At 57.0% G+C, this 21021-nt stretch carries 17 protein-coding genes; 3 read left to right on the top strand and 14 right to left on the bottom strand.

Annotated elements, in window-relative coordinates; translation table 11 throughout:
- Position 1 precedes the first annotated feature (1 nt).
- Entirely contained in the window at positions 2 to 1492 is a 1491-nt protein-coding gene (locus LC094_RS10395; protein ID WP_226552622.1) for an NAD-dependent succinate-semialdehyde dehydrogenase, read from the bottom strand.
- 363 nt (positions 1493 to 1855) lie between these two features.
- Between LC094_RS10395 and LC094_RS10390 the strand changes: the two genes are divergently transcribed.
- On the top strand, positions 1856 to 3502 hold the full coding sequence (locus tag LC094_RS10390) for a flavin-containing monooxygenase (protein ID WP_226552620.1): 1647 nt from the start codon (positions 1856 to 1858) through the stop codon (positions 3500 to 3502).
- A 300-nt stretch (positions 3503 to 3802) separates the two neighbouring features.
- On the opposite strand, the gene allE is transcribed toward LC094_RS10390, so the two are convergent.
- From allE to LC094_RS10345, 9 genes are all read right to left on the bottom strand, one after another.
- On the bottom strand, positions 3803 to 4615 hold the full coding sequence (gene allE / locus LC094_RS10385; RefSeq protein ID WP_226552618.1) for a (S)-ureidoglycine aminohydrolase: 813 nt from the start codon (positions 4613 to 4615) through the stop codon (positions 3803 to 3805).
- Positions 4616 to 4688: 73 nt separating this feature from the next.
- Entirely contained in the window at positions 4689 to 5510 is an 822-nt protein-coding gene (locus LC094_RS10380; protein WP_226552616.1) for an ABC transporter permease, read from the bottom strand.
- Entirely contained in the window at positions 5507 to 6382 is an 876-nt protein-coding gene (locus LC094_RS10375; RefSeq protein WP_226552615.1) for an ABC transporter permease, read from the bottom strand. Before LC094_RS10375 ends, LC094_RS10380 begins: the two co-directional genes overlap by 4 nt.
- Before the next feature lie 10 nt (positions 6383 to 6392).
- A complete protein-coding gene (locus LC094_RS10370; RefSeq protein ID WP_226552613.1) occupies positions 6393 to 7409 on the bottom strand; it encodes an ABC transporter ATP-binding protein in 1017 nt (338 codons plus the stop codon).
- A gap of 74 nt (positions 7410 to 7483) precedes the next feature.
- Positions 7484 to 8761, bottom strand: a complete 1278-nt coding sequence (locus LC094_RS10365) for an ABC transporter substrate-binding protein (RefSeq protein ID WP_226552611.1) — start codon at positions 8759 to 8761, stop codon at positions 7484 to 7486.
- A gap of 47 nt (positions 8762 to 8808) precedes the next feature.
- Positions 8809 to 10266, bottom strand: a complete 1458-nt coding sequence (hydA, locus tag LC094_RS10360; protein ID WP_226552609.1) for a dihydropyrimidinase — start codon at positions 10264 to 10266, stop codon at positions 8809 to 8811.
- 252 nt (positions 10267 to 10518) lie between these two features.
- Positions 10519 to 11598 (bottom strand): NADH:flavin oxidoreductase, encoded by a 1080-nt coding sequence (locus LC094_RS10355; RefSeq protein ID WP_226552607.1) that lies wholly within the window; start codon positions 11596 to 11598, stop codon positions 10519 to 10521.
- A gap of 174 nt (positions 11599 to 11772) precedes the next feature.
- Positions 11773 to 12285: a cupin domain-containing protein gene (locus LC094_RS10350; RefSeq protein ID WP_226552605.1), complete on the bottom strand. Its 513-nt coding sequence runs from the start codon at positions 12283 to 12285 to the stop codon at positions 11773 to 11775.
- Positions 12286 to 12655: 370 nt separating this feature from the next.
- Positions 12656 to 13006, bottom strand: a complete 351-nt coding sequence (locus tag LC094_RS10345) for a hypothetical protein (RefSeq protein ID WP_226552603.1) — start codon at positions 13004 to 13006, stop codon at positions 12656 to 12658.
- A gap of 95 nt (positions 13007 to 13101) precedes the next feature.
- Between LC094_RS10345 and LC094_RS10340 the strand changes: the two genes are divergently transcribed.
- On the top strand, positions 13102 to 14136 hold the full coding sequence (locus tag LC094_RS10340) for a TIGR03571 family LLM class oxidoreductase (RefSeq protein WP_319003291.1): 1035 nt from the start codon (positions 13102 to 13104) through the stop codon (positions 14134 to 14136).
- Positions 14137 to 14449: 313 nt separating this feature from the next.
- Positions 14450 to 15163, top strand: coding sequence for a helix-turn-helix transcriptional regulator (locus LC094_RS10335; protein ID WP_226552601.1), 714 nt, complete (start codon positions 14450 to 14452; stop codon positions 15161 to 15163).
- Between the two features lie 60 nt (positions 15164 to 15223).
- Here the strand turns inward: LC094_RS10335 and LC094_RS10330 are convergent, their stop codons facing one another.
- The 4 genes from LC094_RS10330 to LC094_RS10315 all read right to left on the bottom strand — a co-directional run bounded on the left by LC094_RS10330 (position 15224) and on the right by LC094_RS10315 (position 20621).
- The gene (locus tag LC094_RS10330; protein WP_226552599.1) at positions 15224 to 16450 is read right to left on the bottom strand and encodes an amidohydrolase family protein; all 1227 of its coding nucleotides are present in this window, start codon (positions 16448 to 16450) and stop codon (positions 15224 to 15226) included.
- A 23-nt stretch (positions 16451 to 16473) separates the two neighbouring features.
- Positions 16474 to 17487 (bottom strand): ABC transporter permease, encoded by a 1014-nt coding sequence (locus tag LC094_RS10325; protein WP_226552597.1) that lies wholly within the window; start codon positions 17485 to 17487, stop codon positions 16474 to 16476.
- Positions 17488 to 17514: 27 nt separating this feature from the next.
- Positions 17515 to 18810, bottom strand: coding sequence for an NtaA/DmoA family FMN-dependent monooxygenase (locus LC094_RS10320; RefSeq protein ID WP_226552595.1), 1296 nt, complete (start codon positions 18808 to 18810; stop codon positions 17515 to 17517).
- 191 nt (positions 18811 to 19001) lie between these two features.
- Complete coding sequence (locus LC094_RS10315; protein ID WP_226552593.1) at positions 19002 to 20621, bottom strand: ABC transporter substrate-binding protein; 1620 nt, start codon at positions 20619 to 20621, stop codon at positions 19002 to 19004.
- Positions 20622 to 21021 lie beyond the last annotated feature (400 nt).

The raw sequence follows: 21021 nt of genomic DNA, 5'->3' as shown, positions 1-21021 counted from the left end.
ATCAAGCAACACCCTGTGCCTCATTGACGGTCAAGGCAATGTACTTGTCTTCCATGAACTCATAGATGCCCTCTTGACCACCCTCGCGCCCGATGCCGGAGGCCTTGGTGCCACCGAAGGGCGCGGCCGCGTCAGCCATGATGCCACGGTTGATGCCGACCATCCCGAACTCAAGCCGCTCCCCGAAGGTCAGCGCACGCGAGACATCTTTGGTGAACACGTAAGAGGCCAGACCGAAGTCGCTCTTATTGGCAAAGGCCAGCGCCTCTGCTGCACTCTCAACCGGGAAGATGGTGGCAACCGGAGCGAACAGCTCGTTGGAACACATCACCTCGTTCGGAGCATCGAAGCGAATGACGGTCGGCTGGAAGAAATACCCGGGGCCCTCGACGGCAGCCCCTCCGGTCACAACCGTTCCGCCTGCGGCCTCCAAGGAACGAATCGTATCCCCAAGACGATCCCGCTGACGGGCCGAGATCATCGGACCGACATCGACAGAGGTCATCCCATCGCCGACCGTCAGAGCCTCGACCGCTTTGAGGAATTTTTCGGTGAATTCTTTTTCGACCTTTTTGTCCACGATGATTCTGTTTGCGGCCACACAGGCCTGCCCCGCATTGCGGAATTTGCAGATCACGGCCTGCTCAACGGCCAGATCGATGTCAGCGTCATCCAGAACCACAAACGGCCCATCGCCACCAAGCTCAAGCGAACATTTCGTGATGTTCTTGGCCGCCAGCTCCATCAACAAGCCCCCCACACGGGTCGAGCCGGTGAACGACACCTTGCGGATACGTTTATCATTCATCAGCGGCGTCGAAACCGATGCAGAATTTGTCGTATGAATCAGGTTCATCACCCCGTCCGGGAACCCGGCCTCCTGCACCAGCTCCGCGAAGAGCGCGCAGGTCAACGGCGTTTCCTGCGCCGATTTCACGACCATCGTACAACCGGCGGCCAGAGCGGCGCCACCCTTGCGAACGATCATCAAAAGCGGGAAGTTCCACGGCGTGATCAGAAGGCAAGGGCCGATCGGCTGTTTGGCCACCATGATGCGAAAGCCGCCATTCGATGCCGGGGCGTAGCTGCCGTGCAGATGCGCCGTTTGTTCAGCAAACCAGCGCAAGAAATCGCAGGACAGTTTAAATTCGGCCCGCGCCTCGGTCAGAGGCTTGCCGCTTTCGAGCGTCATGACGCGCGCAAAATCTTCCTGCCGTGTCAGCATGAGATCGTAAAGCCGGTGCATCAGTTCAGCGCGCTGCCGCGGCGCAACATTGCGCCAGCCCTCTTGCGCGGCTTCCGCAGCATCAAGCGCCAACAGCGCTTCGCGTTCCCCGGCACTGGACACAGAGGCAAAAACTTCGCCGGTTGCCGGGTTCGAGACCGGAAACTCCGCGTCACCTTCCAGCCATTTCCCGTTGATCAGCAGGCGGCCGTTCGGCTGCACGAATGTCGTATCCGCCACGACCGGCTTGGGTGAATTTTTGTTCATTGAGTCCTCCTACGCCCGAATAAGCCCCGGACAATCCCCGGATAAGCTCTGTGCCGAGCTAAAAAATTGAATTTCGGTATTAGCGTAATACAATATGATTGTCCGGGCAAGTGGCTCCGCAGACGCCGCCCACATGCGCCGATAAAAAAATGGGATTGACCATATTGGTCATACCGTAATACCGTATGAGAGATTGGATTCTTGATCACCGACGCGCAAAGCAGCTTCGCCGCGCGCAATCGGCCCATCACCTGCATTTGGAGACCAAAGCAGGGCACGAATATCGCTTGGAGGGCGGCATTCGGTGACCCAGAAACATTTCGGCCCAGCCGATAGAAATGACCTAAGTGGGAGGCTTAATCTATGAGCACTGAACATTCCGCAGCCCTTGACGGGCTTCAACTTGATGTCGCCGTGATCGGGGCAGGCGTTGGCGGGCTTTACGCGCTTTACGCCATGAAAAACAAACTCGGCCTGAACGCCCAAGGCTTTGACGAGGCCGATGATGTTGGCGGAACCTGGTATTGGAACCGCTACCCCGGCTGCCGCGTCGACACGGAATCGACGGTTTATACCTATTCGTTCGACCTGGATATGTTTCAGAACTGGCAATGGTCCGAGCGCTATGCACAACAAGAAGAAGTGCAGGCCTACCTGAGTGCCGTCGCCGACAAACATGACCTGAAATCCTCCATCAACTTTGGCACGCGCATCGCCAAAGCCGATTGGCTGGAAGAGGAAGGTCAGTGGCAATTGACCACCAAAACCGGCGAGAAAATCAAAGCACGCTACGTGATTGAATCGGTCGGTCTTCTGTCCTCCAGCTACGCGCCAAGCTTCCCGGACCAAGAAAAGTTCAAAGGCGAGGTCCTCGTGTCCTCGAAGTGGCCAAAGGAAGATCCCGACCTGTCGGACAAACGGGTCGCCGTGATTGGCACGGGATCGACCGGCATCCAAGTCATCACATCTTTGGCCGGCAAGGTGAAACACCTGCATGTGCTTCAGCGCACCCCGCAGTGGGTCGTGCCTCTCGGCATCGGCCCCTTCCCCCAAGACACCCGCGAGCGGATCAAGAAAGACCCCAAAGGCTATCGCGATTGGGCCTTGGACACCGCCAGCGTCTTTGGTTTCCAGGAGAGCACGACACCGGCCCTGTCCGTGTCCGAAGAAGAACGGCAAGCGATTTTCGAAGCCGCCTGGCAGAAGGGCAACGGCTTTGAATTCCTGCTCGGCACCTTCTCGGATCTCGTGGTGACGCCTGAGGCCAATAAAACGGCAACGGATTTCATCAAATCCAAGATCGACGCAATCGTGAAAGACCCTGACACGGCCCGCAAACTGACGCCGACCGACTATTACGCGAAACGTCCTCTCGCGGCCGACAATTACTATGCCGTCTACAACCGTGACGACGTGTCCCTGCATGATGTCAAAACCAACCAGATCGAGCGCTTCACTGAAAACGGCCTCATCATCGGCGGCGAAGAAGTCGAATTGGACGTCGTTATCATGGCGACGGGCTTCGACGCGATGACTGGCAACTACCTCAAGATTGACACCACGGGCCGCGATGGCGTCAAACTTAAGGATGAATGGTCGGATGGCCCCCATACCTACGCGGGTCTTGCCGTGTCGGGTTTCCCGAACCTGCTCATGGTTTTCGGCCCCTTCAGCCCGTTCACCAGCCAACCTTTGGTCCACGAATGGCAAGTCGATTACTTCACCGACCTCATCGAAAAGGCAGAAGAGGTCAACGGCGTGATCGACGTCGAGAAATCGGCTCAGGAAGATTGGGTCGGCATTTGTCAGGAAGGCATGGCCGGGACATTGTTCGAAGTCACCGACAGCTGGATCAACGGCGCGAACATCCCTGGCAAACCGAGAACCTCGATGTGGTACATGGGCGGCATGTCCAACTACATGGTCGAAATGAACAAAATCCGGGACGAAGGCTATCGCGGATTTGAGATTTCGAAATCTCGCGTGCCCTGCCTCGAAGACCAAGAGTAAATCTGGCTGAGCCTATACCTGCGGCGTAATGCACAGGATTGACCTCCCAACGCATGGCTGATGACATATCTTGTCATCAGCCATTTCTGCTTTAAGGAGCATTGATTTCAGAAGAAGATCGCCAGACACCGATTGAGCCCAAACATCCATTTAGAGATGTCACGCATGATTGGTCTGGCGAACAAAGACCGCCCAACTCTGTGCCTGAACTAAAATTCGCACGGCGTCGTCTCGTTTCCTTCACACGATACAGCGCCTGTCTTGCTTGCCCCAATCGGTTCAGATTTACCCGAGCAAACCTTACCGGACTTGATGCGTAAAAACGGTGTCACGGTTGACGTTTTTATAGAGCATATAGGCAGAACGGGTCCAACCCGTCGGATAGAAGAACTGCGGGCAGTAGGCCCCCATCCAGATGAAGTCTTCTTGCCAAACTTCATGCCAGTCGGACCCAAGCAAATACATGCCCTGCCCTTCAAGCATGACCAACCCATGCTCGTTGATATGCGTCTCGATCTCAGGAAAGTTCGCGCCCGGCTCAAAGCTGAGAATGTTCACTTCGAAGTCGTAGCGCAGATCGCCAAAGGGCAGCATATGTTCCCACGTGCGGCCAATTGTTCCGTTGTGGTTGATCTTCTCAAGCTCATCGCGGTGCGAGACAATTGCAGGCGGCGTGTCGATGCCTTCGACCGCAAAATACGGCTTGCGAATATCCATGAGCCGAGCGGGCGCGCCATCCGTGGTGCGCACTTCATGTGTTTCTCCGGCAGGCAGGAACACAAAGCTCCCCGGCGTCATGTCCACGGTGCCGGTGGCTTCGGAGGACAGGGTCAGGGCCCCGTCGAACAGGTAGTAGAAGTGTTGCAGCCCATCATTCAAAGGCTGCCGCGTGCCACCGCTGCCTTCGATTTCGAGCATGACCTGCCCGAATTGAGCGCCGAGTTCTGGCCCGGCCAGAAAACGCACGACCGTATCCCGCCATTGCGGCAACAGGCTTGCCATCACACCTTCGGGCGGCATCAATGCATAGTTGTGCTTGATGCGGCATCTGGCTTCGCCGATGGCTCCGGGACGAAACGTGCCGGGTGCGGGTTGGAAATCATGTCCGAACATATGTGCTCCTACGCGGTAAACCGCCTTGGTTAAGAGGGAATTTGAGTGAAGGATTTTCGTCGTTGATCGCGGCCTAGGCTTTTTTCACCGCCCCCGTCCGGCGTCGCGCCAGAGTGATGAACAGAAGCGTCAACGAGATGACAACAAAGGACACCAAGGTGGTGATCGTGCCAAGCGCATAGAGCACCGGGGTTGTCACATTGCTGGTCATTGCGAAAATCTCGAGCGGAAGGGTGTTGTGCGCGCCGCCCGCCAGAACCGTTCGTGGCATTTCGTCATAGGACAGCGAGAAACCAAACAGCAGCACGCCGACGATATTGGGCAAGATGATGGGCAGCACCACAAAGCGAAAGCTCTGCCAGCGCGACGCTCCGGCGTCTCGGGCGGCTTCTTCGTAAGTGGGGTTCAGGCGGGCAAAAACGCCAATCATGATCAGCACCCCGAATGGCACAGTCCAGGTGAGGTGAGCCCCGAGGCCACTCGTGTACCAGTTCGCTTCCACGCCCGTTTGAGAAAAGAGCAGACCAATCCCCATGCTGACCAAGATCGACGGCACCACGAGGCTCGCGATCGTCAGGGTAAAGATCACGCGACTGCCGCGGAAACCGCGACGCAAAGCCAATCCCGCCGGCACGACAATCAGGACATTCACGAACATCACCAGCACGGCGAGGGTCAAAGACCGCCGAAAGGAGCTGCCGATATCTCCGACCCGCTGCTCTTGGAAAAGAGAGCTAAACCAGTGGAGCGAGACATCTTTGAGCGGAAAGGTGAGACCGCCTTGCGGGCCCTGAAAAGACAGGATCATGATGGTCAGTGTCGGGCCGTAGAGAAACAGCAAGAACAGGCCCATGAGGACTTTCAAGAAGAGGGAAAGGGGACTGCGCGGGATCATAGTGCTTTCCTGATGTCGACGCCGCGCAAAAGGCCACCGATCGCACTCATCACGACAACGAGGAGCATAACGGCATTCGCACATGCGGCTGGATATTGGAGCAACGAAATTTGGTTGAGGATGAGGTATCCGGTCGTGGCGCTATGCCCGCCCCCCATGATGCGCACTGTCACGAAATCGCCCATGACCACGGTGATGACGAACACCGCACCAATCGCGAACCCGGTTTTACAAAGCGGCAACACGACCCAAAACATGATCTGAACGGGCGTCGCACCGGCGTCGATGGCAGCTTCAATCACACTGCGATCGATACGAGACATGGCGTTGTAGAGCGGCGTCACCATGAAAAGCGTGAAGAGATACACGTAGACCAGACAGATCGCGAAGCGCGAATAGAGCAGGAAATCCAGCGGCTGATCTATCAGACCGATATCCATCAGCATGGAGTTGATGAGCCCTTGTCGCCCGAGGAACGGAACCCAGGATATCATCCGGATGATGTTCGACGTCAGGAACGGGATCGTGCAGGCCATGAACAACACCGTTCGCATGAGCGGTGTTCTGACGTAAAACGCGATATGATAGGCGATGGCAAAGCCAAGGGCCGCCGTCACTGCGAGCGTGGTGAGGGTAAAGAGAATGGTGCTGAACAGAGTCCGCCAGATGGTCGCCGAGCCCAGCATCTCTGTGTAGTTGAAAAGCACGATGTCCGGGACAACCTGAAACCCATTATAGTTCCAAAAACTCACCGTCACGATCATGACGAGCGGGATGAGAAGGAAAAAACAGAGCAGCAGGGCGAGCGGCGCGATCTGCATGTAAGGCAGAAGGCGCTCGAAGAGCGGGCGTTTGGGGGCTTGGGGCTGCATGGCTGGATTTTTAGGCATGGGTCGGCGCCAAAAGATGTTCATCAGCGGCAGACCAGCTTATGCCAACTGCGTCGCCGGGGTTCGCCGGAGCGGCATAGAAACTGCGGTCGGACAGTTCGACCACATGTCTTGCTTCGTCCTGATCCGGGTTTTCGGACACGGTGACCCGGATGCGGCTGCCTTGGTATTCCAGTGCAACAACCTGACCCAAGCGCGCCCTCGCACCTGCCTCACTCGGCAGCCCGCCGACATGGAGATCCATATGGTCCGCACGCACGGAGACAGTGCCCGTCTCCGTTTTCAGGATATTGTGGCCGCCGATAAAGCGGGCCACGAATTCATTCGAAGGGGTGTCATACACCTCTCGCGCTGTGCCACTTTGGCGAATTTCGCCATCCTGCATGACGACGACCTGATCACCGAGCGCCAATGCCTCATCCTGACTGTGCGTGACATGGATGAAGGTGATGCCCAATTCTCGCTGAAAGCGTTTGAGTTCCTCTCGCATCCGGATCCGCAAGAACGGATCAAGCGCCGAAAGCGGCTCATCCAACAGCAGAATTGACGGTTCGGTACTCAGAGCGCGGGCGAGAGCAACACGCTGCTGCTGACCGCCCGAAAGCTCATGCGGGCGACGATGCAAATACGCCTGCATTTCGACCAACTCGATCAATTCGCGCGCCCGACGCGACCGCTCCGCCTTGCCGACGCCCTGCATCCGCAGGCTAAACGCAACGTTTTCTTCGACATTGAGATGAGGAAAAAGGCCATAGTTTTGGAACATCATCGCGGTGCCCCGCTTCGATGGCTGTTGCCATGTGACCTGACGCCCTTTGACGAGGATGTCGCCCTCACTTACCTCTTCATGCCCGGCAATCATACGCAGGGTCGTCGACTTTCCGCAGCCAGAGGGTCCAAGCAAACAACAGTAGCTGGCCTCGTAGATTTGGAGGTCGATGGCTTTGACCGCGACCGAATCTCCGAAGCGCTTCGTGAGACCGATCAGTTCTACATCCTTGGTGGGCATTCGTATCCTGTCATTCTTTTTCTTGTGGCGACTGATGAGGTGTGGGAGACGCCGCAGCGCCTCCCGATCTTGGGTCAAGCTGTCGCGAATTCAGCCCATTTCATAACCATATAGCGGTCTTCATCCATGACGGAATTCCAACATGCGATGTTCCCCATACGGTCCTCGAACGAACCGCCGTCACGGACCGCGCCGACATCTTCCATCTTCACCCCTTCGGGGCTGACGATCGGCGCAGTGGCGGGTTTGCCTTCCATCCAGAAGCCCCACTCGTTTTCCGTCATGTAGTCCTTGGAGGTTTTCAGAACGGCGCTGTAGTAACCTTCACGGTTGAGATAGGCGCCGGCCCAACCAGAGAGATACCAATTGAAATACTCATAGACCGCATCGAGCTGAAGACCCGTCACGTGGCGGGCGATACCTGTGCCGCCGCCCCAGGCCCGATAACCTTCATTCAGAGCCTGATAGACACAGGGAATACCCTGCGAACGGACCGCCGCAACAGCGGGGGACCACATCGACTGGATCACAACTTCGCCCGAAGTCATAAGGTTGATGCTTTCGTCAAAGCTTTGCCACAGGGCGCGGAAGTGGCGGTCGCGTTTGGCGCGGATCAGGAACTCGATGGTTTTGTCGATTTCCGCACGGGTCATGTTGCCTTTGTCGCCATAGGTGATCTCCCCCATCGCCTCAAGGATCATCGCCGCATCCATGATGCCGATCGACGGGATATTGACCAACGCGGATTTGCCCTTGAACTCAGGGTCCATGATGTCGGCCCAGCTGGTGATCTTGCGGTCGATCATGTCGGTGCGAATGCCCAAAGTATCGGCATTGTAAGAGGTCGGGATCAGCGTCATCCACTCGGTCTCGCCACTCGCGAAGTCCGTGGACTCGAAGTCTTCAACAAAGTTCACCGTGTGCGGGGCCGTCCCCTGCGCCTCCATGCTGTCCGCGTTCAGCTTGCCGGTTTTGAACAGCGGCACGATATCGTCATAGTATTTGATCCGCTTGGTGTCGATCGGCTGCAAAACACCCGTCGGATAGAGTTTTTTGATGCTGAAGTATTCCAATCCGGCCAATTCGTAGCTGTTCGGCTGTGTGGCGACCCGGCTGTTCACAGAGTCGGTGTCCAAAGCGGTGTACTGGATCGTAATGCCGGTATCCTCTTTGGCCTTTTGCGCCAGCGCATTGGTGGCCGCGGTGCCCCCCGAAGTCGTGCGCAAGACGATATCCTTGATGTTCTGGGACCAAACCATCGGAGCTGCGAGTGTGCTTGCTGCAATGCCAGCACCTGTCGTTGTCAGAAATTTACGCCGTGTCCAGCCGGCGCGCGCATTTGACATGGTCATATGTATTCTCCTGGTTCTTGGAATTGCTGTTCAGTGGACGCAGACGTTCAGAGTGTGTCGATGTTGGCTGCGAAAAAGTCGTTCGGGACCTCTCCGCGAGGGGTTGCGAGTGGATAGGGGTCACGCGAAAGGTATTGTCCGGTGCCCTCAGAGGCAAAGACTTCGCCGTCCCGCATCACGATCTGGCCGCGCAAATAGGTCGCCACGGGCCATCCGGTTACGGTTTTCCCTTCGTAGGGCGTATAGTCGATCGCGTGCTGCATGATGTCGTTCGTGAGCTTGACTTCACGCTGCGGATCCCAAAGCACGAGATCCGCATCGGCGCCGACGACGATATCCCCTTTTCGAGGGGCCAGACCGTAGAGTTTTGCAGGGTTCGTTGCTGTCAGTCGCACGAAATGGTCAAGCGAAATACGCCCCGTGGACACCCCTTCGGAAAAGACCAAAGGCATCCGTGCGCCAATCCCCGGAACGCCATTCGGAATGTCGCTAAAGGGGGCATCGCGGCCCGCAGCGTCCTTGCCATTCGGTCCGGTCAGATTGGAAGGCGCATGATCCGAGGTGATCACGTCGATGACACCGCGGCGGATCATCTCCCAGAGACCCTCGTGATCTGCTTTGCTGCGCAGCGCCGGGCTACACACATACCCCGCCCCCTCAAACCCCGGACGGTCGAGGTCCGCATCTGTCAGCGTCAGATACTGAGGGCAGGTTTCGCCCCAAACCTTGACCCCACGCGCCTGCGCACGGGCAATTTCTTCTGCAACTTCCGCGCAGGACACATGGAAAATCTGAATGGGTGTATCGACAAGTTCGGCCAGACAGATCGCACGATACGTCGCCTCGCGCTCAACGATGACTGGCCGCGACCACGCATGGTATTTCGGCGCCTTACGCCCATCCGCGAGCAGCTTTTCGGTGAGCCAGCCAATCGCATGAAAGTTCTCACAATGCACCGCGACCATCGCCCCGCCCCGACGCGCCGCCTCCAGCACATTGAGAAAGCCATCGTCATTCAGCCGCGCATCATCATAGGTGAGAAAGGCTTTCAGACTGCGCACGCCACGGTCGATGACCGATGGGATTTCTGCAAGAATTTCGGGCGTGGGATCGGTGACAATCTGATGCAGCCCAAAATCAATGAGGGCAGAGTCTCCGCGTCGCAAGGTTTCGTTCAGCGTTTCACTGAGCGTGTATTCCGGAAGTTGCGTCACAAACGTGATCGCGGTCGTGGTGCCCCCCGCCAAGGCAGAGCGCCCGCCAGTGGCCAGAGATTCAGCGCCATGCCCCATGCCGGGCATCACCTGATCAAGATGTGTATGGGTGTCCACGCCGCCCGGGGTGACGATGAGGCCTTCGGCGTCAAACTCATCAGCAGCCTCTTGAACGCGTCCAAGCTGCACGATCTTGCCGTCCGCCACACCGATATCCATGGTGGCAACCCCGCTGCTTGTGGCGACAGTTGCGTTGCGGATCGCGAGATCAAGCAGGTGTCGAGAAGTCATATATTGGCCTTTCTGCCCAAGCCTCGCCCATCAACTCGGGGTGCAGTGATTTGGGAGGGCCCTTGCGGCCATCCCGATTGAGAGTGGCGTCATTTTGAGAGACACTTGTTTCCGCCACGCAGTTTTCATCGTGACATGAGAGTAGTGATACAGAGTGACAGACACGCGGGAATCATACTTTGGGATGAACGAACACCTTCGCCTCTCAGCCAAGCCGAGACCTCGCGCGGGATAGCCCAGGCACGCCCTCCCTCAGGCATCGGTGACGAAATTCGGGCGCTGCGCGAGCGCGTCGATGAAGGGATCGCTCAAGCCCAGTTTCCAGAACTCAGCGCGCGACAACCCGGGCTTTCTGGGGCTGAAATGCGGCGTCGCCACTGATTTTGGCCAATCCGGGTTCAGGATCGCTGCGCGGCCCAGCGCGATTGCGTCGCTTCCCAACTGCATGGCGCGCAGCGCATCCTCAGCTGTCCAGATTTTGCCCGCGACCATGATCGGCACATTGGGGTCAACGCTTTGCTTGAAAAGCGGGATCGCATGTTTGTCGGGACGTTTCGTTGTGTTCGGGGTCACATCCCAGAGCGAGACATGTAGATAATCGATGCCATCGTCGCACAGCTCACGCGCAAGCTGAAGGCTCTCATCGAGGTCGAGCCCGACGGCACTTCCGGAATCTTCAGGAGAGAGCCTTACACCGACGACGAATGCGTCCGAAACCTGCGCCCGCACCGCACGGGTGATCATGCGCAGCAACCTTGCACGGTTCTCATAGCTCCCGCCCCAATGATCCGTGCGCCGGTTTTGCGTCCGGCTCAAAAACTGGGTCAACAGGTAGCCGTGTGCCCCATGTATTTCGACACCGGTCATCCCGGCGGCTTCGGCGCGTTTCGCTGCGCTCACAAATTGATCGACCACGCGCAGGATGTCGGCCTCCGTCGCCGCGCGCGCCCCGGTTTGCGGATCATCGCTTGCACTCAACGCTGCGCTTGGGAGCAGCTCTCTGGGCGACCGCAGTCCGCCATGAAAAATCTGCGCGATGGCCGCCGCACCTTCTCCTTGAATGGTATCGGAAACACGTGTGAGGTCCGGGATAAGCCGGTCATCAAAGGCGCCCAACTCTCCGTGCCAGCCCTTTCCTTCAAGCGCGACATGAACCGCACAGGTGATGACCGCACCAAACCCACCTGCTGCCCGAGGAGCCAGCCAGTCCAACTCAGCATCCGAAAGACTGCCGTCTTCATGGCTTTGGTGGGTTGTCATCGGAGCCACGGCAATCCGGTTTCGAGCCGTAACACCGTTTCTAAAGATGAGAGGGGACAGGATATCGTGCATGGAAAGTCTCGTATTTTCGCTCTGGAAGGCGCGCTGAACGCATATGGATGTCGCGGCATGACCTCTGCCCCGGACATCTGCCGCTACGGAACGATCAGCCGTACAAGCGACTGAAACTATTGAGATCGCCGGCGCGCTCTGTCTCGCGCGCGCCGGAAAATCAGACATCGAATTTTAGGCCGGGGTCAGACCAAAGGCCTCACAGAGTTCCGGCACATCCGTGACAGCGATTTCAGAGTCGAAAGCGGTCTCAACGATTTCGTCAGACCCGCTGCAGAAAAAGACCTTTGCATAAGATGGCGTCCAATAAATGGCGCTCGAACCGGTGGGCAGATGAAGCATGTCCCCTTTCTTGGCGACCATCACTTCACGCGTGTCGACATCCACCAACACGATTTCGCCCTCGATGACATATTTCCCCTCTTCGAATTTGTGCTGAAAAATCATTGCATTATTCGAATTTGTCATCTCGAAATACCCCACTTGCAGAGGCTCCGGCGCTTCGGGCGCGCTTGTGTAAAACGTCAGATGCTTGGTCTCGACACCGGTCTTGTCGGTGTAAGTTTTAAGGGTCAACTCATCGAGCGACGTCTTGCGCATTGGTTGCATATTGATTCCTCGGAAGCAGTGTTCAAATGTTGATGCGGCTCGCAAAGCGGAGCCGTTGCTTTGGTTGAGGGGGCTCAAGCGCCGATCGGCCTCGACCAGTTGCGCCTCTGCAGTGCCAATTTTCGATATGTGATGTAAATATTAAGTATCTAATATTTGGATAAAGCATCTAATTTTGACATTAAAGATCGAATATTCAGCACCACAGCCGTCAGATGCTAAAATATCGAACAGAAATTGATAGACTTCGGAATCTGAATCTAAATCAGTTTCACGACCTTGGATTTGGGAGGCAGCTTAACGGTTCCGGGCATTCGGAATATGACGCAGAGCCACACAGCCTGCTCCAGTGATGTCTTTGCTGCCCGGCTTTTGCACAAGCGTGATGCGCGCCCAACCGCACCGCAACGAGCGGGAGGATTTCCGCCCAGATCGGAATATGCGCGGATCAGCTCATCGGGCGGCGATGCTGGTTCGCCCGCGCATGATACGCCCAGATGTCTTCATGGTGATGGATCATCGGGGTCATCGGAAAATTGATATTTCTCAGGGGCAACGGGCGCAGAAGACGCATGATCGACTTGGTAGTCCGAATGAATTTCGCCTTGGGATTAAGGGTTGTCAAAAGCAAGAGCGCACGACCGTCTGGGCGCCTCACGATCATATACCACCCTTCCACATCCCAAGCGCCGGGCTCCCCGACAGAAATTAGCTCGACCGTCGCACCAGCTTCGACTTCGTCCTTCACACCGCGCTCGAACACCATGAAATTTTCGTCTTGCTGGGTCGAACTGTCCATACGCTACCTGTAGCCTCACTTGGCTGTCATTGCTCTCATGTCGTTCAAAAGTGGTATTCCGCAAAGGCCAATTGATCAAGAAGGTCGTTTGCAAGATGACGCAACGCCGCGACTGTCCAGCACGCAGAGTAAGAATGAGCGCTCACGATCCGCACCCGTCACATATCAAAAAGGCGATGTCCAAACATCATGGGTTTCGGCGCCTGTTTGCGACGGACCAAATGACGCTGGGGCTCGTGCTCCCTCTGGAAACATATGCCGAAGGGACCACCCCAACGATGCAGGATCACCTCGACATCGTGCGCCATGCGGAAGCCATTGGAATCCCTGGACTATGGCTCCTGGATATTCCCTTTTTTGACCCAAGCTATGGTGCCGCAGGGCAAGTTTTCGAACCCCTCACCTATATGGCTGCGCTGGCTTCGGTGACGACAGAGATCGCGATTGGAACCGCGGGGATCGTCCTGCCATTTCGTGAACCGCATCTCTTTACCAAACAGGTCGCCAGTGTGGATTTACTCTCACAGGGGCGGTGTCTCATCGGGCTGTCGATGGGGCATCGTGTCAGCGAATATTCCCTGTTCGGGATTGATTACGAAACCCGCTCAAGCCGCCTTAGAGAAATATACCGCCTGTACAGAATCTTGGCCGAACATGACCGCCCGGCCTTCTCATCGGAGGTATTCGGCGCCTCCCCCGGTGGCTACGACATTGTTCCCAACCCCCCTTTCGGCCGCACACCGATGATTGGCATCAATGGCGCCGGTCAGGACATGGCCTGGGTCGCGCGCGAGATGGAAGGCATCATGATGCCGGTCACCGATCCCGACAAACTTGTCGATATGGTGGCCTCCTGGAGGCGCGCCATTCCTGACGGCAGCTTCAAACCGATAAGCATGGTGGGCTTCCTGAATTTGGAGGAAGACCCCGACTATCCCTTCCGGCGTGATCGCGAAGGTTTTCACGTCGGGAGCCGCGCGCTTGCCCGCTATATGGAACAGGCGCGCGAGGCAGGGGTCAATCACTTCGCTCTGAACCCGCGCTACACACGTCGCCCGATGAAAGAGCTGTTGGAAGACCTGAAGACTGACGTTCTGCCGCATTTCCCGGCGCTTTCGGTCGGGGACTGATGTCCAGATCGACATGCCTCTCCGGCGAATCTACCACCTACATGTCCCAATGAAACGTCATGCCCGTTTCGCCAGGCGCCTAGGTTTGATGCAACTTCCCCCATTCTGCGTCCGATTGGCAGGCCTCACTCGAATATCGACGGAAAATCGAAATATTTGGACCTTAATATTTAGACCGCCGCGCTCATTCTGGCAAATTGGAGTGAGGGAGGCGCAACACATAATTCCAGCGCCAATTCGGCAAAGACTGGGCCACAATAGACACCATCGAATGGTGCATGCCCGAAATGCCCACACGCACACGAGATCGCACATGACGACAATGACCAACCAGCCATATGTAGATGACGGCCTTACCTCTGTTCTGGATTTTCTCAGCAAATCCCTGCGCGCCTCCGCAAGCGTCATTTACTGGATCGAATCCAGCAAGGGATCGCCCATCGCACATCAAGGCTACGAGAACGCCTATTTCGAGCAATATAACGAAGGCGCCGGACGAGACGACCCCATCGCGTTTCAATCGTTGGTGCGACGTGGCGGTCGGCTTGCCTATTTGAGCGAAACGATCAAACGGCCGGATCAAAGGCCCGTCGACGGTTTTATGAAATTCATGTCCAACTGCGGTTTCGCCGATGCGATGACCATTATACTGCGCGAAGCGGGGCAGCCCATCATCGGGGTGGGTGTCATGAAAACCCACGAAGATCCCCCGATGAGCGAAGAGACGGAATGCGTCGCCGGAGCGATTCAAAGCTACCTAGAAGGCAATTTGATCCATAACCCAAGCATCAAGCAGCACTACGTCGAACGCAAACTGCATACGAAGTTTGGCCTGTCGAAACGTGAGCGCGAAGTCGTTGGGCTGATTGCGGATGGCGCCTCAAACTACGACATCGCCGTTGTGCTCGGGATCAGTGAAGCAACTGTCAAAACCCATATTCAGCGGTCCTTCGACAAGCTGGGCGTGAGCAGCAGAACGGCCACGATGCGCCTGATGCTTCAACCTGACCAATGGATCACAGCATAATAAAAACCACAGTATAAATCACGATAAACACCAAGGACCGCTTTGGCGGCCCTCAAGGCTTTATGGTTTAATCAGCCGCGCACGGGGACGTTCAAACGTCTGCTTCCCTGCTTTCCAACCGGCCAGCACCGGCGCGATCTCGCGAACAGCCGATGCGGCATCAGGCGCGTCGATGAGAACAACATCCGCCACCCCGCCGATCTCGATCCCGTAATCGGGCACGCGCATGAGGCGGGCCGCGTCAGACGTCACCATCGCAAAGGCCGCCTCCAGATCGCTGTCCCTTGAAAGCTGCGCAACATTAGAGAACATGTTTGCCATCCGCGACAGCGACGCATCGCCGAAAGGTGTGAACGGATTGAGCACATTGTTTGTCGCGACCGAGGTCACGACCCCCTGCTCTCTCAAAACATCTGCGGGCGCCATGCCTCGGGGCACCAATTTTGTCCTGTCCCGCCCCATCAGGAACAGATCAGTTGCGGGTAGAACGCTCAAAGCGACGCCGGCATCGGACATACGCCTCGCGATGTTTTGCACGTCCTCCGGCGCCATGGCAGAAAGCTTGCTCACATGCCCGATGGAAACCCGCCCGCCGTAGCCGTAGGTTTCGGTCGCACGCAAGACAGCGGGAATGGCCGACCCTGAGGGGTCCAGGTCGAAATCCAAATGGAAATCGACATCCACATCTTGCTTTCGGGCCAGCTCAAAGATCAAGGAGATATGCTGATCGGGGTCAGGGTCCGCGTAGGGGCATCCTCCAACAAGGGTTGCCCCCATGTTCAAACTGGCATCGAGCATGGCGAAGGTGTCCATCTCTTGTGTCAGCCCCTCTTGAACAAAGGCGCAAATCTCGAGATCGATGGCATGGCTGTAATCTGCACGAAGCGCGGTGATGGCCTCAAGCGACCTGAAGCCTGCGCGCGGGTCGACCTCGACAAAGGTGCGCATACGGTTCGTGCCCTGCAGAATGGCCTTTTCCAAAACCCGCTTCGCCCGCGCGTAGACATCCTCCACCGTGAATTTTGCCTTGGCGGCCGCAGTTTGTTGAATGGCCTCGGTCAGCGTGCCCTCACAGATCGCGCATCTGTCGAGAATACAGGCCTTGTCGAGATGCACATGGCTATCGACAAAACCCGGAAATGCCAGCGCCCCGCCCCCGTCCCAACGCGGAGTCTCCGCGTTGAGAAATGGGGCGATGGCCGCAATGCGCCCGTTCTGGACCCCGAGATCGACAAGCTCTTCCCGACCGAGCAGACGCACATTTGAGAGGATCATATCCAGCGACATTGGCATCGTCCTTTCTGATCAACTCAGGCCCGCACGCGGGGATCGATCAAAATATAAAGACAGTCCACGACGAGGAATGTCAGGATGTACAGGAGGGAGGCGTAGATGACGAACCCCTGAAGCGCCACGAAATCGGATTGCTGGATCGCCTGAAGTGCATATTGGCCGACACCGGGCCATCCGAAGATGGCTTCGATCAACACCGCGCCTCCGAAGATAAAGCCAATGACACCGCCAAGCAGCGTGATGATGGGCATGAGCGCATTGCGCAGACAGTATTGGAACAGGACAATACGCTCGCCATGTCCCATGGCCCGGGCGGTCCGGACATAGTCGCTTTGCAACGCTTCGACCATGGCGGACCGGGTCACGCGGGCGATGGGAGCAAGCGTACAGAGACCCAGAGTGATCGTCGGCAAGACCAAGGCACGCAGCGCCTGCACCCACTTTTCCAGATCGCCATCAAGCAAGGTGTCAATCAACAGAAACCCCGTCACCACAGGCGGCGGATCGACCCAAAGCGGCAGCCGCCCCACAGGTCCAGGCAACCAATTGAGCTGGACGAAAAACACCATCAAAAGGATGAGCCCGATCCAGAATTGCGGAATAGCCATCCCGATCAGAGCGATGATCCGCATCAGAAAATCGGGCCACCGTTCACGGTTGACCGCCGCCATGACCCCCAGAGGGACACCACAGACGACCGCCACGATCAAACCAAGAATGCCAAGCTCCAAAGTCGCGGGAAGACGACTTGTCAAATCCGCCATCACCGGATTGCCGGTCGAAAAGGACGTCCCGAGATCGCCTTGTAGCAGGTCTCCCATGTAGCGGGCGAACTGCATCGACAAAGGCTCATCGAGCCCAAGATCGGCACGGAGCATTTCAAGGATCTCCGTGCTCGCTTCGGTCGGGGCATAAAGCTCGATCGGATCACCGTTGAACAGTCGCGTGGTGAAAAAGGTGATCGTGACCACCCCGAACGCGACCGGGATGATCCAGAAGATACGCTTTAGAAGAACGCGAAGTAGAACCATTTGCATATCCTTACGCTAGGTCTGGGATCAAAATTCCATCAGGTTTTCGCGGAATTGCGTGCCGCTAAAGCCGGTGCGAACAAGACCGCGTTTTTGCAGTGCAGGCACCAGGCCATCGGTGATCTCGGCGATGTAGCGCCGGTTCAGATCGCCTGCGATCAAGAAGCCATCACCACCGGCCTCTTCCATCATCTCCTGCATTTGCGCCGCCACAGTATCTGGCGAGCCCGCAACCTCATCGAGGGCAAAGTGGAAGCTGTCGGCGATCTCACGCAGCGTGTTGCCCATCGCCATGAACCGTTGGAACGTGCCTTGCTGGCCGTTGGTCGTCAGCTCGGACAAGGGTTCATCAAGGTCATAGACGGAAAAATCGATGTCAAAGATGCTGCCCATGCCCGCAAGAATATCGGCGGGATCTTTCGCCGCACGCCGCGCGGCCAGAATTTCCTGCGCCTGCGAGTCCGTCTCGGCCACAATCGGCAAGAACTGATAGACCACCTTGCAGCTGTCCGGGTCGCGTCCGTTGGCAATCGCACGCGCACGAATATCTTCGCGGAACTTCTTCATCTCCTCGACGGTGGACACGGCAGCCATCACCACATCCATGTGCTTGGAGGCAAAGGCGCGCCCTTGCGGCGACCCGCCGGCCTGGACCAGAACCGGATGCCCCTGCGCCGGGCGTGCGGTGTTGAGCGGACCGCGCGACGAGAAGTATTTGCCCTCGAAATTGATCGGCCGCACCTTGGAGGGGTCGGCAAACATCTGGCCGGCTTCGTCGCCCACGACGGCATCGGCATCCCAGGAGTCCCAAAGCTGTTTGACGACTTCGACAAATTCATCCGCCATTTCGTAGCGGGCGTGGTGCTCGATATGCTCCGTCAGGCCAAAGTTCTGAGCCGCGCGTTCTGCCGTCGAGGTGACAAAGTTACACCCGACGCGGCCTTCGGACATGAGGTCCAGCGTGGCCATGAGGCGGGCCAGAAGGAATGGCGGGTAAAACGACGTCGAGATCGTCGGAACGATGCCAACGTGTTTCGTCGCTTGCAGCATCAGCGGCACCAAGGGAAGAGGATCGTTCTTGGGCGCCCGGCTCGCACGTTTCAGGTAGAAATCCATCGAGCTGCCGTAGTTGTCCGGCACGAAAGAGGAATCCTCCAGCAAGACAAAGTCGAAACAGGCGCGGTCGATGGCGCGTGCAAGGTCGATTTGCAGGCTGGGATCAGACCAGTTTTGGGCCGTTCTGCCCCCCCACTGATCGAGCCATCCATGGACACCGTAGCTGTTCCCAAGGAACCAGCCGAGATGAAATTGTGATTGTGCCATTTGTGAAGTGTACTCCTAGGTCGTTTCGGGCGTCTGCGAATGTGCCGCCCGGTCTTTGATGTCTTGTGTTGCGATCCGGCATGGGCGCGCGAGGGGTCGCAGCCGTTGCTTGACGGGAAAGGAACCGCATCGGGAAAATCGAGCGAAGAGCCAGCCAGGGGAAACCGGCTCTTCGCAGACGGCTCAGGCCGTCAGTCGCGCAGTTTCAGATAGGTGTACCGCGCGTAGGGTTCTTGGCTGAAGGTGACGCCTTCGATACGTTTGGACGTCGCAACCGTGCGCCCCATCACCGCCAACGGCACTTGGTTCGCCGCTGCGTCGGCCAGTCGGTCCTGAATTTTGTGGTAGGCGTCGAGACGGGCCTCCGTATCCGCCGAGTGACGATAGGCGTAATGCCATTCGTCGATTTGCGGATCGTCAAAGCGCGACCAGTTCCAGCTGCCGCCACGGTCCGACCAGCTGGTCAGGCAGCAGTTGGTCTGCGTCACAGGGTCCGCCAGCCAGAAGGCACCGCCTTCAAAATACATGCCGCTCATGGTTTCGTTCTCGCGATAAATGCGATCGCGCACGGCGGATTTGATTTGCACTTCAGGGGTGCCTTTGAGATTGGCGGTCACGCCGATTTGGGCAAGCGAACTCTTGATCAGAATGGCCACATCGTCGTTGTACGGCAGCGCGTTCGAGTACCAAAGATCAAAGGTCAGATCCTCGACGCCCGCCTCTTCGAGCAGCGAAGCCGCTTTGTCGAGATCGTAGTCGTAGCGGGCAAAGCTGTTGTTACAGGTGATGTCGAGCGGGTTGTAAACACAGGGCGACGCTGCCCCTCGACCACCGAGAGCAACGTCGATGATCTGCTGGATCGGCAGAGCATAAAGCATGGCTTGGCGCACGGTCTGGTCGGTAAAGGGCTCTTTGTCGACCGCCATGGACAACCGCAAGATGTCCGGGGTTTCGCCAAACAACACCGGGTAACCCGCATCTTCGAGCGCGGTATACTGACGGCCGGTCAGCCCTTCGCCTGCGTAGTCAACGACCCCGCCACGGACCAGAGAAACGATGTCGGCATCGCCGGTGACACGCAGGAGAATCTTGTTGAAGTTCGACTGTGGCCCCCAGGCCCGATCCGGTACGGCGGTCAGCTCGATCTCTTGGTTCGGCGTGTGCTTGGAAATGTAATACGGGCCGGTCGATGCGACGTTCTTTTGCAACCAATCGCGCGACCATGGATCGTCCTCGGTGGCGTGGCTTTTGGCTTCGACAGAGTCGATGATCCCGAACTGAAGGAACTTCATCGAGGTCAGGCGCACCGCAACCTCAGCCGGATTTCCTTCCGGGCCATCCATGTGGGTGATGCGCACGGTATAATCGTCAATCTTTTCGAACTGATCGGGCGTAAAAAGACCCGCGACCGAGGCTTGGTTTTTGCCATTGGTGGGCAAGGAGACCAATCGGGTAAAACTGTAGATCACATCATCCGCGGTCATCGGATTTCCGGTCGGATAGAACGTCACATCGTCACGCAGATGAAAGGTCACAACCGGACCATCCACGTCCCAGGATTCCGCAAGATTGGGAATGACTTCAAAGGCATCGCCATTCAATGCGCCGTCGGGGCGCTCTTCGAATTTCACCTCGACCAGTTTGTCATAGAGGTTGAGCACCAGATCCTGGTCTTGCTCGGACCGCGTGTCCGCAGGGTCGATGCTGTTAAAATCAGCAGCAATCGCGCGGACCAGAGGGCGGTCATCCTGCGCTTGGGCTGCCGTCAATGAAAACAGCATCGCAGCTGCTGTCAGCGCGCCCTGTATCATGGGTTTCGCCTTAAACCTTGACGTCATACTTTGATCCTATTCTCAGTTTCTCAGGGAAAAGTTGGCATTTCCTTAGGCACGATTGGATTGGCCGCTCATCGAGAACCGTGCTCGGCCGACAATCGCGATAGTGAAGAGTTGCAAGCCAAGATCATTGGGCCTGCCGTTTAAAAAATGTCGGCAAGCGTCCAAAACTCTCAATCATACTTTCGGTGGATGACCGCACGCCCCCTCAACGCAGCAAGGGCTATCCCCACGTTTCGAGCGGAAAACATTATTCTGTCGCATAAGTTTTAATCAGAACGAGGCAGTCAGGTCTTTTGGACCGCAGCTCTTGTCAACCTTTCGAATTACAAAGGCCCAAGTCGCTATTCCGACCCGCGAAATTGCTCCGCATAGT

Source organism: Celeribacter naphthalenivorans (genome assembly GCF_020524585.1).
In the GTDB taxonomy this organism is placed as follows: domain Bacteria; phylum Pseudomonadota; class Alphaproteobacteria; order Rhodobacterales; family Rhodobacteraceae; genus Celeribacter; species Celeribacter naphthalenivorans.
The sequence above is the reverse complement of the archived record's forward strand: the minus strand, read 5'-3'. Positions and strand labels throughout refer to the sequence as shown.

Excerpts from the sequence above, each read along its gene's own strand:
- LC094_RS10395 (WP_226552622.1), bottom strand. The coding sequence starts at position 1,492 with ATGAACAAAAATTCACCCAAGCCGGTCGTGGCGGATACGACATTCGTG.
- LC094_RS10390 (WP_226552620.1), top strand. The coding sequence starts at position 1,856 with ATGAGCACTGAACATTCCGCAGCCCTTGACGGGCTTCAACTTGATGTC.
- allE (WP_226552618.1), bottom strand. The coding sequence starts at position 4,615 with ATGTTCGGACATGATTTCCAACCCGCACCCGGCACGTTTCGTCCCGGA.
- LC094_RS10380 (WP_226552616.1), bottom strand. The coding sequence starts at position 5,510 with ATGATCCCGCGCAGTCCCCTTTCCCTCTTCTTGAAAGTCCTCATGGGC.
- LC094_RS10375 (WP_226552615.1), bottom strand. The coding sequence starts at position 6,382 with ATGCAGCCCCAAGCCCCCAAACGCCCGCTCTTCGAGCGCCTTCTGCCT.
- LC094_RS10370 (WP_226552613.1), bottom strand. The coding sequence starts at position 7,409 with ATGCCCACCAAGGATGTAGAACTGATCGGTCTCACGAAGCGCTTCGGA.
- LC094_RS10365 (WP_226552611.1), bottom strand. The coding sequence starts at position 8,761 with ATGACCATGTCAAATGCGCGCGCCGGCTGGACACGGCGTAAATTTCTG.
- hydA (WP_226552609.1), bottom strand. The coding sequence starts at position 10,266 with ATGACTTCTCGACACCTGCTTGATCTCGCGATCCGCAACGCAACTGTC.
- LC094_RS10355 (WP_226552607.1), bottom strand. The coding sequence starts at position 11,598 with ATGCACGATATCCTGTCCCCTCTCATCTTTAGAAACGGTGTTACGGCT.
- LC094_RS10345 (WP_226552603.1), bottom strand. The coding sequence starts at position 13,006 with ATGGACAGTTCGACCCAGCAAGACGAAAATTTCATGGTGTTCGAGCGC.
- LC094_RS10340 (WP_319003291.1), top strand. The coding sequence starts at position 13,102 with ATGACGCAACGCCGCGACTGTCCAGCACGCAGAGTAAGAATGAGCGCT.
- LC094_RS10335 (WP_226552601.1), top strand. The coding sequence starts at position 14,450 with ATGACGACAATGACCAACCAGCCATATGTAGATGACGGCCTTACCTCT.
- LC094_RS10330 (WP_226552599.1), bottom strand. The coding sequence starts at position 16,450 with ATGTCGCTGGATATGATCCTCTCAAATGTGCGTCTGCTCGGTCGGGAA.
- LC094_RS10325 (WP_226552597.1), bottom strand. The coding sequence starts at position 17,487 with ATGGTTCTACTTCGCGTTCTTCTAAAGCGTATCTTCTGGATCATCCCG.
- LC094_RS10320 (WP_226552595.1), bottom strand. The coding sequence starts at position 18,810 with ATGGCACAATCACAATTTCATCTCGGCTGGTTCCTTGGGAACAGCTAC.
- LC094_RS10315 (WP_226552593.1), bottom strand. The coding sequence starts at position 20,621 with ATGATACAGGGCGCGCTGACAGCAGCTGCGATGCTGTTTTCATTGACG.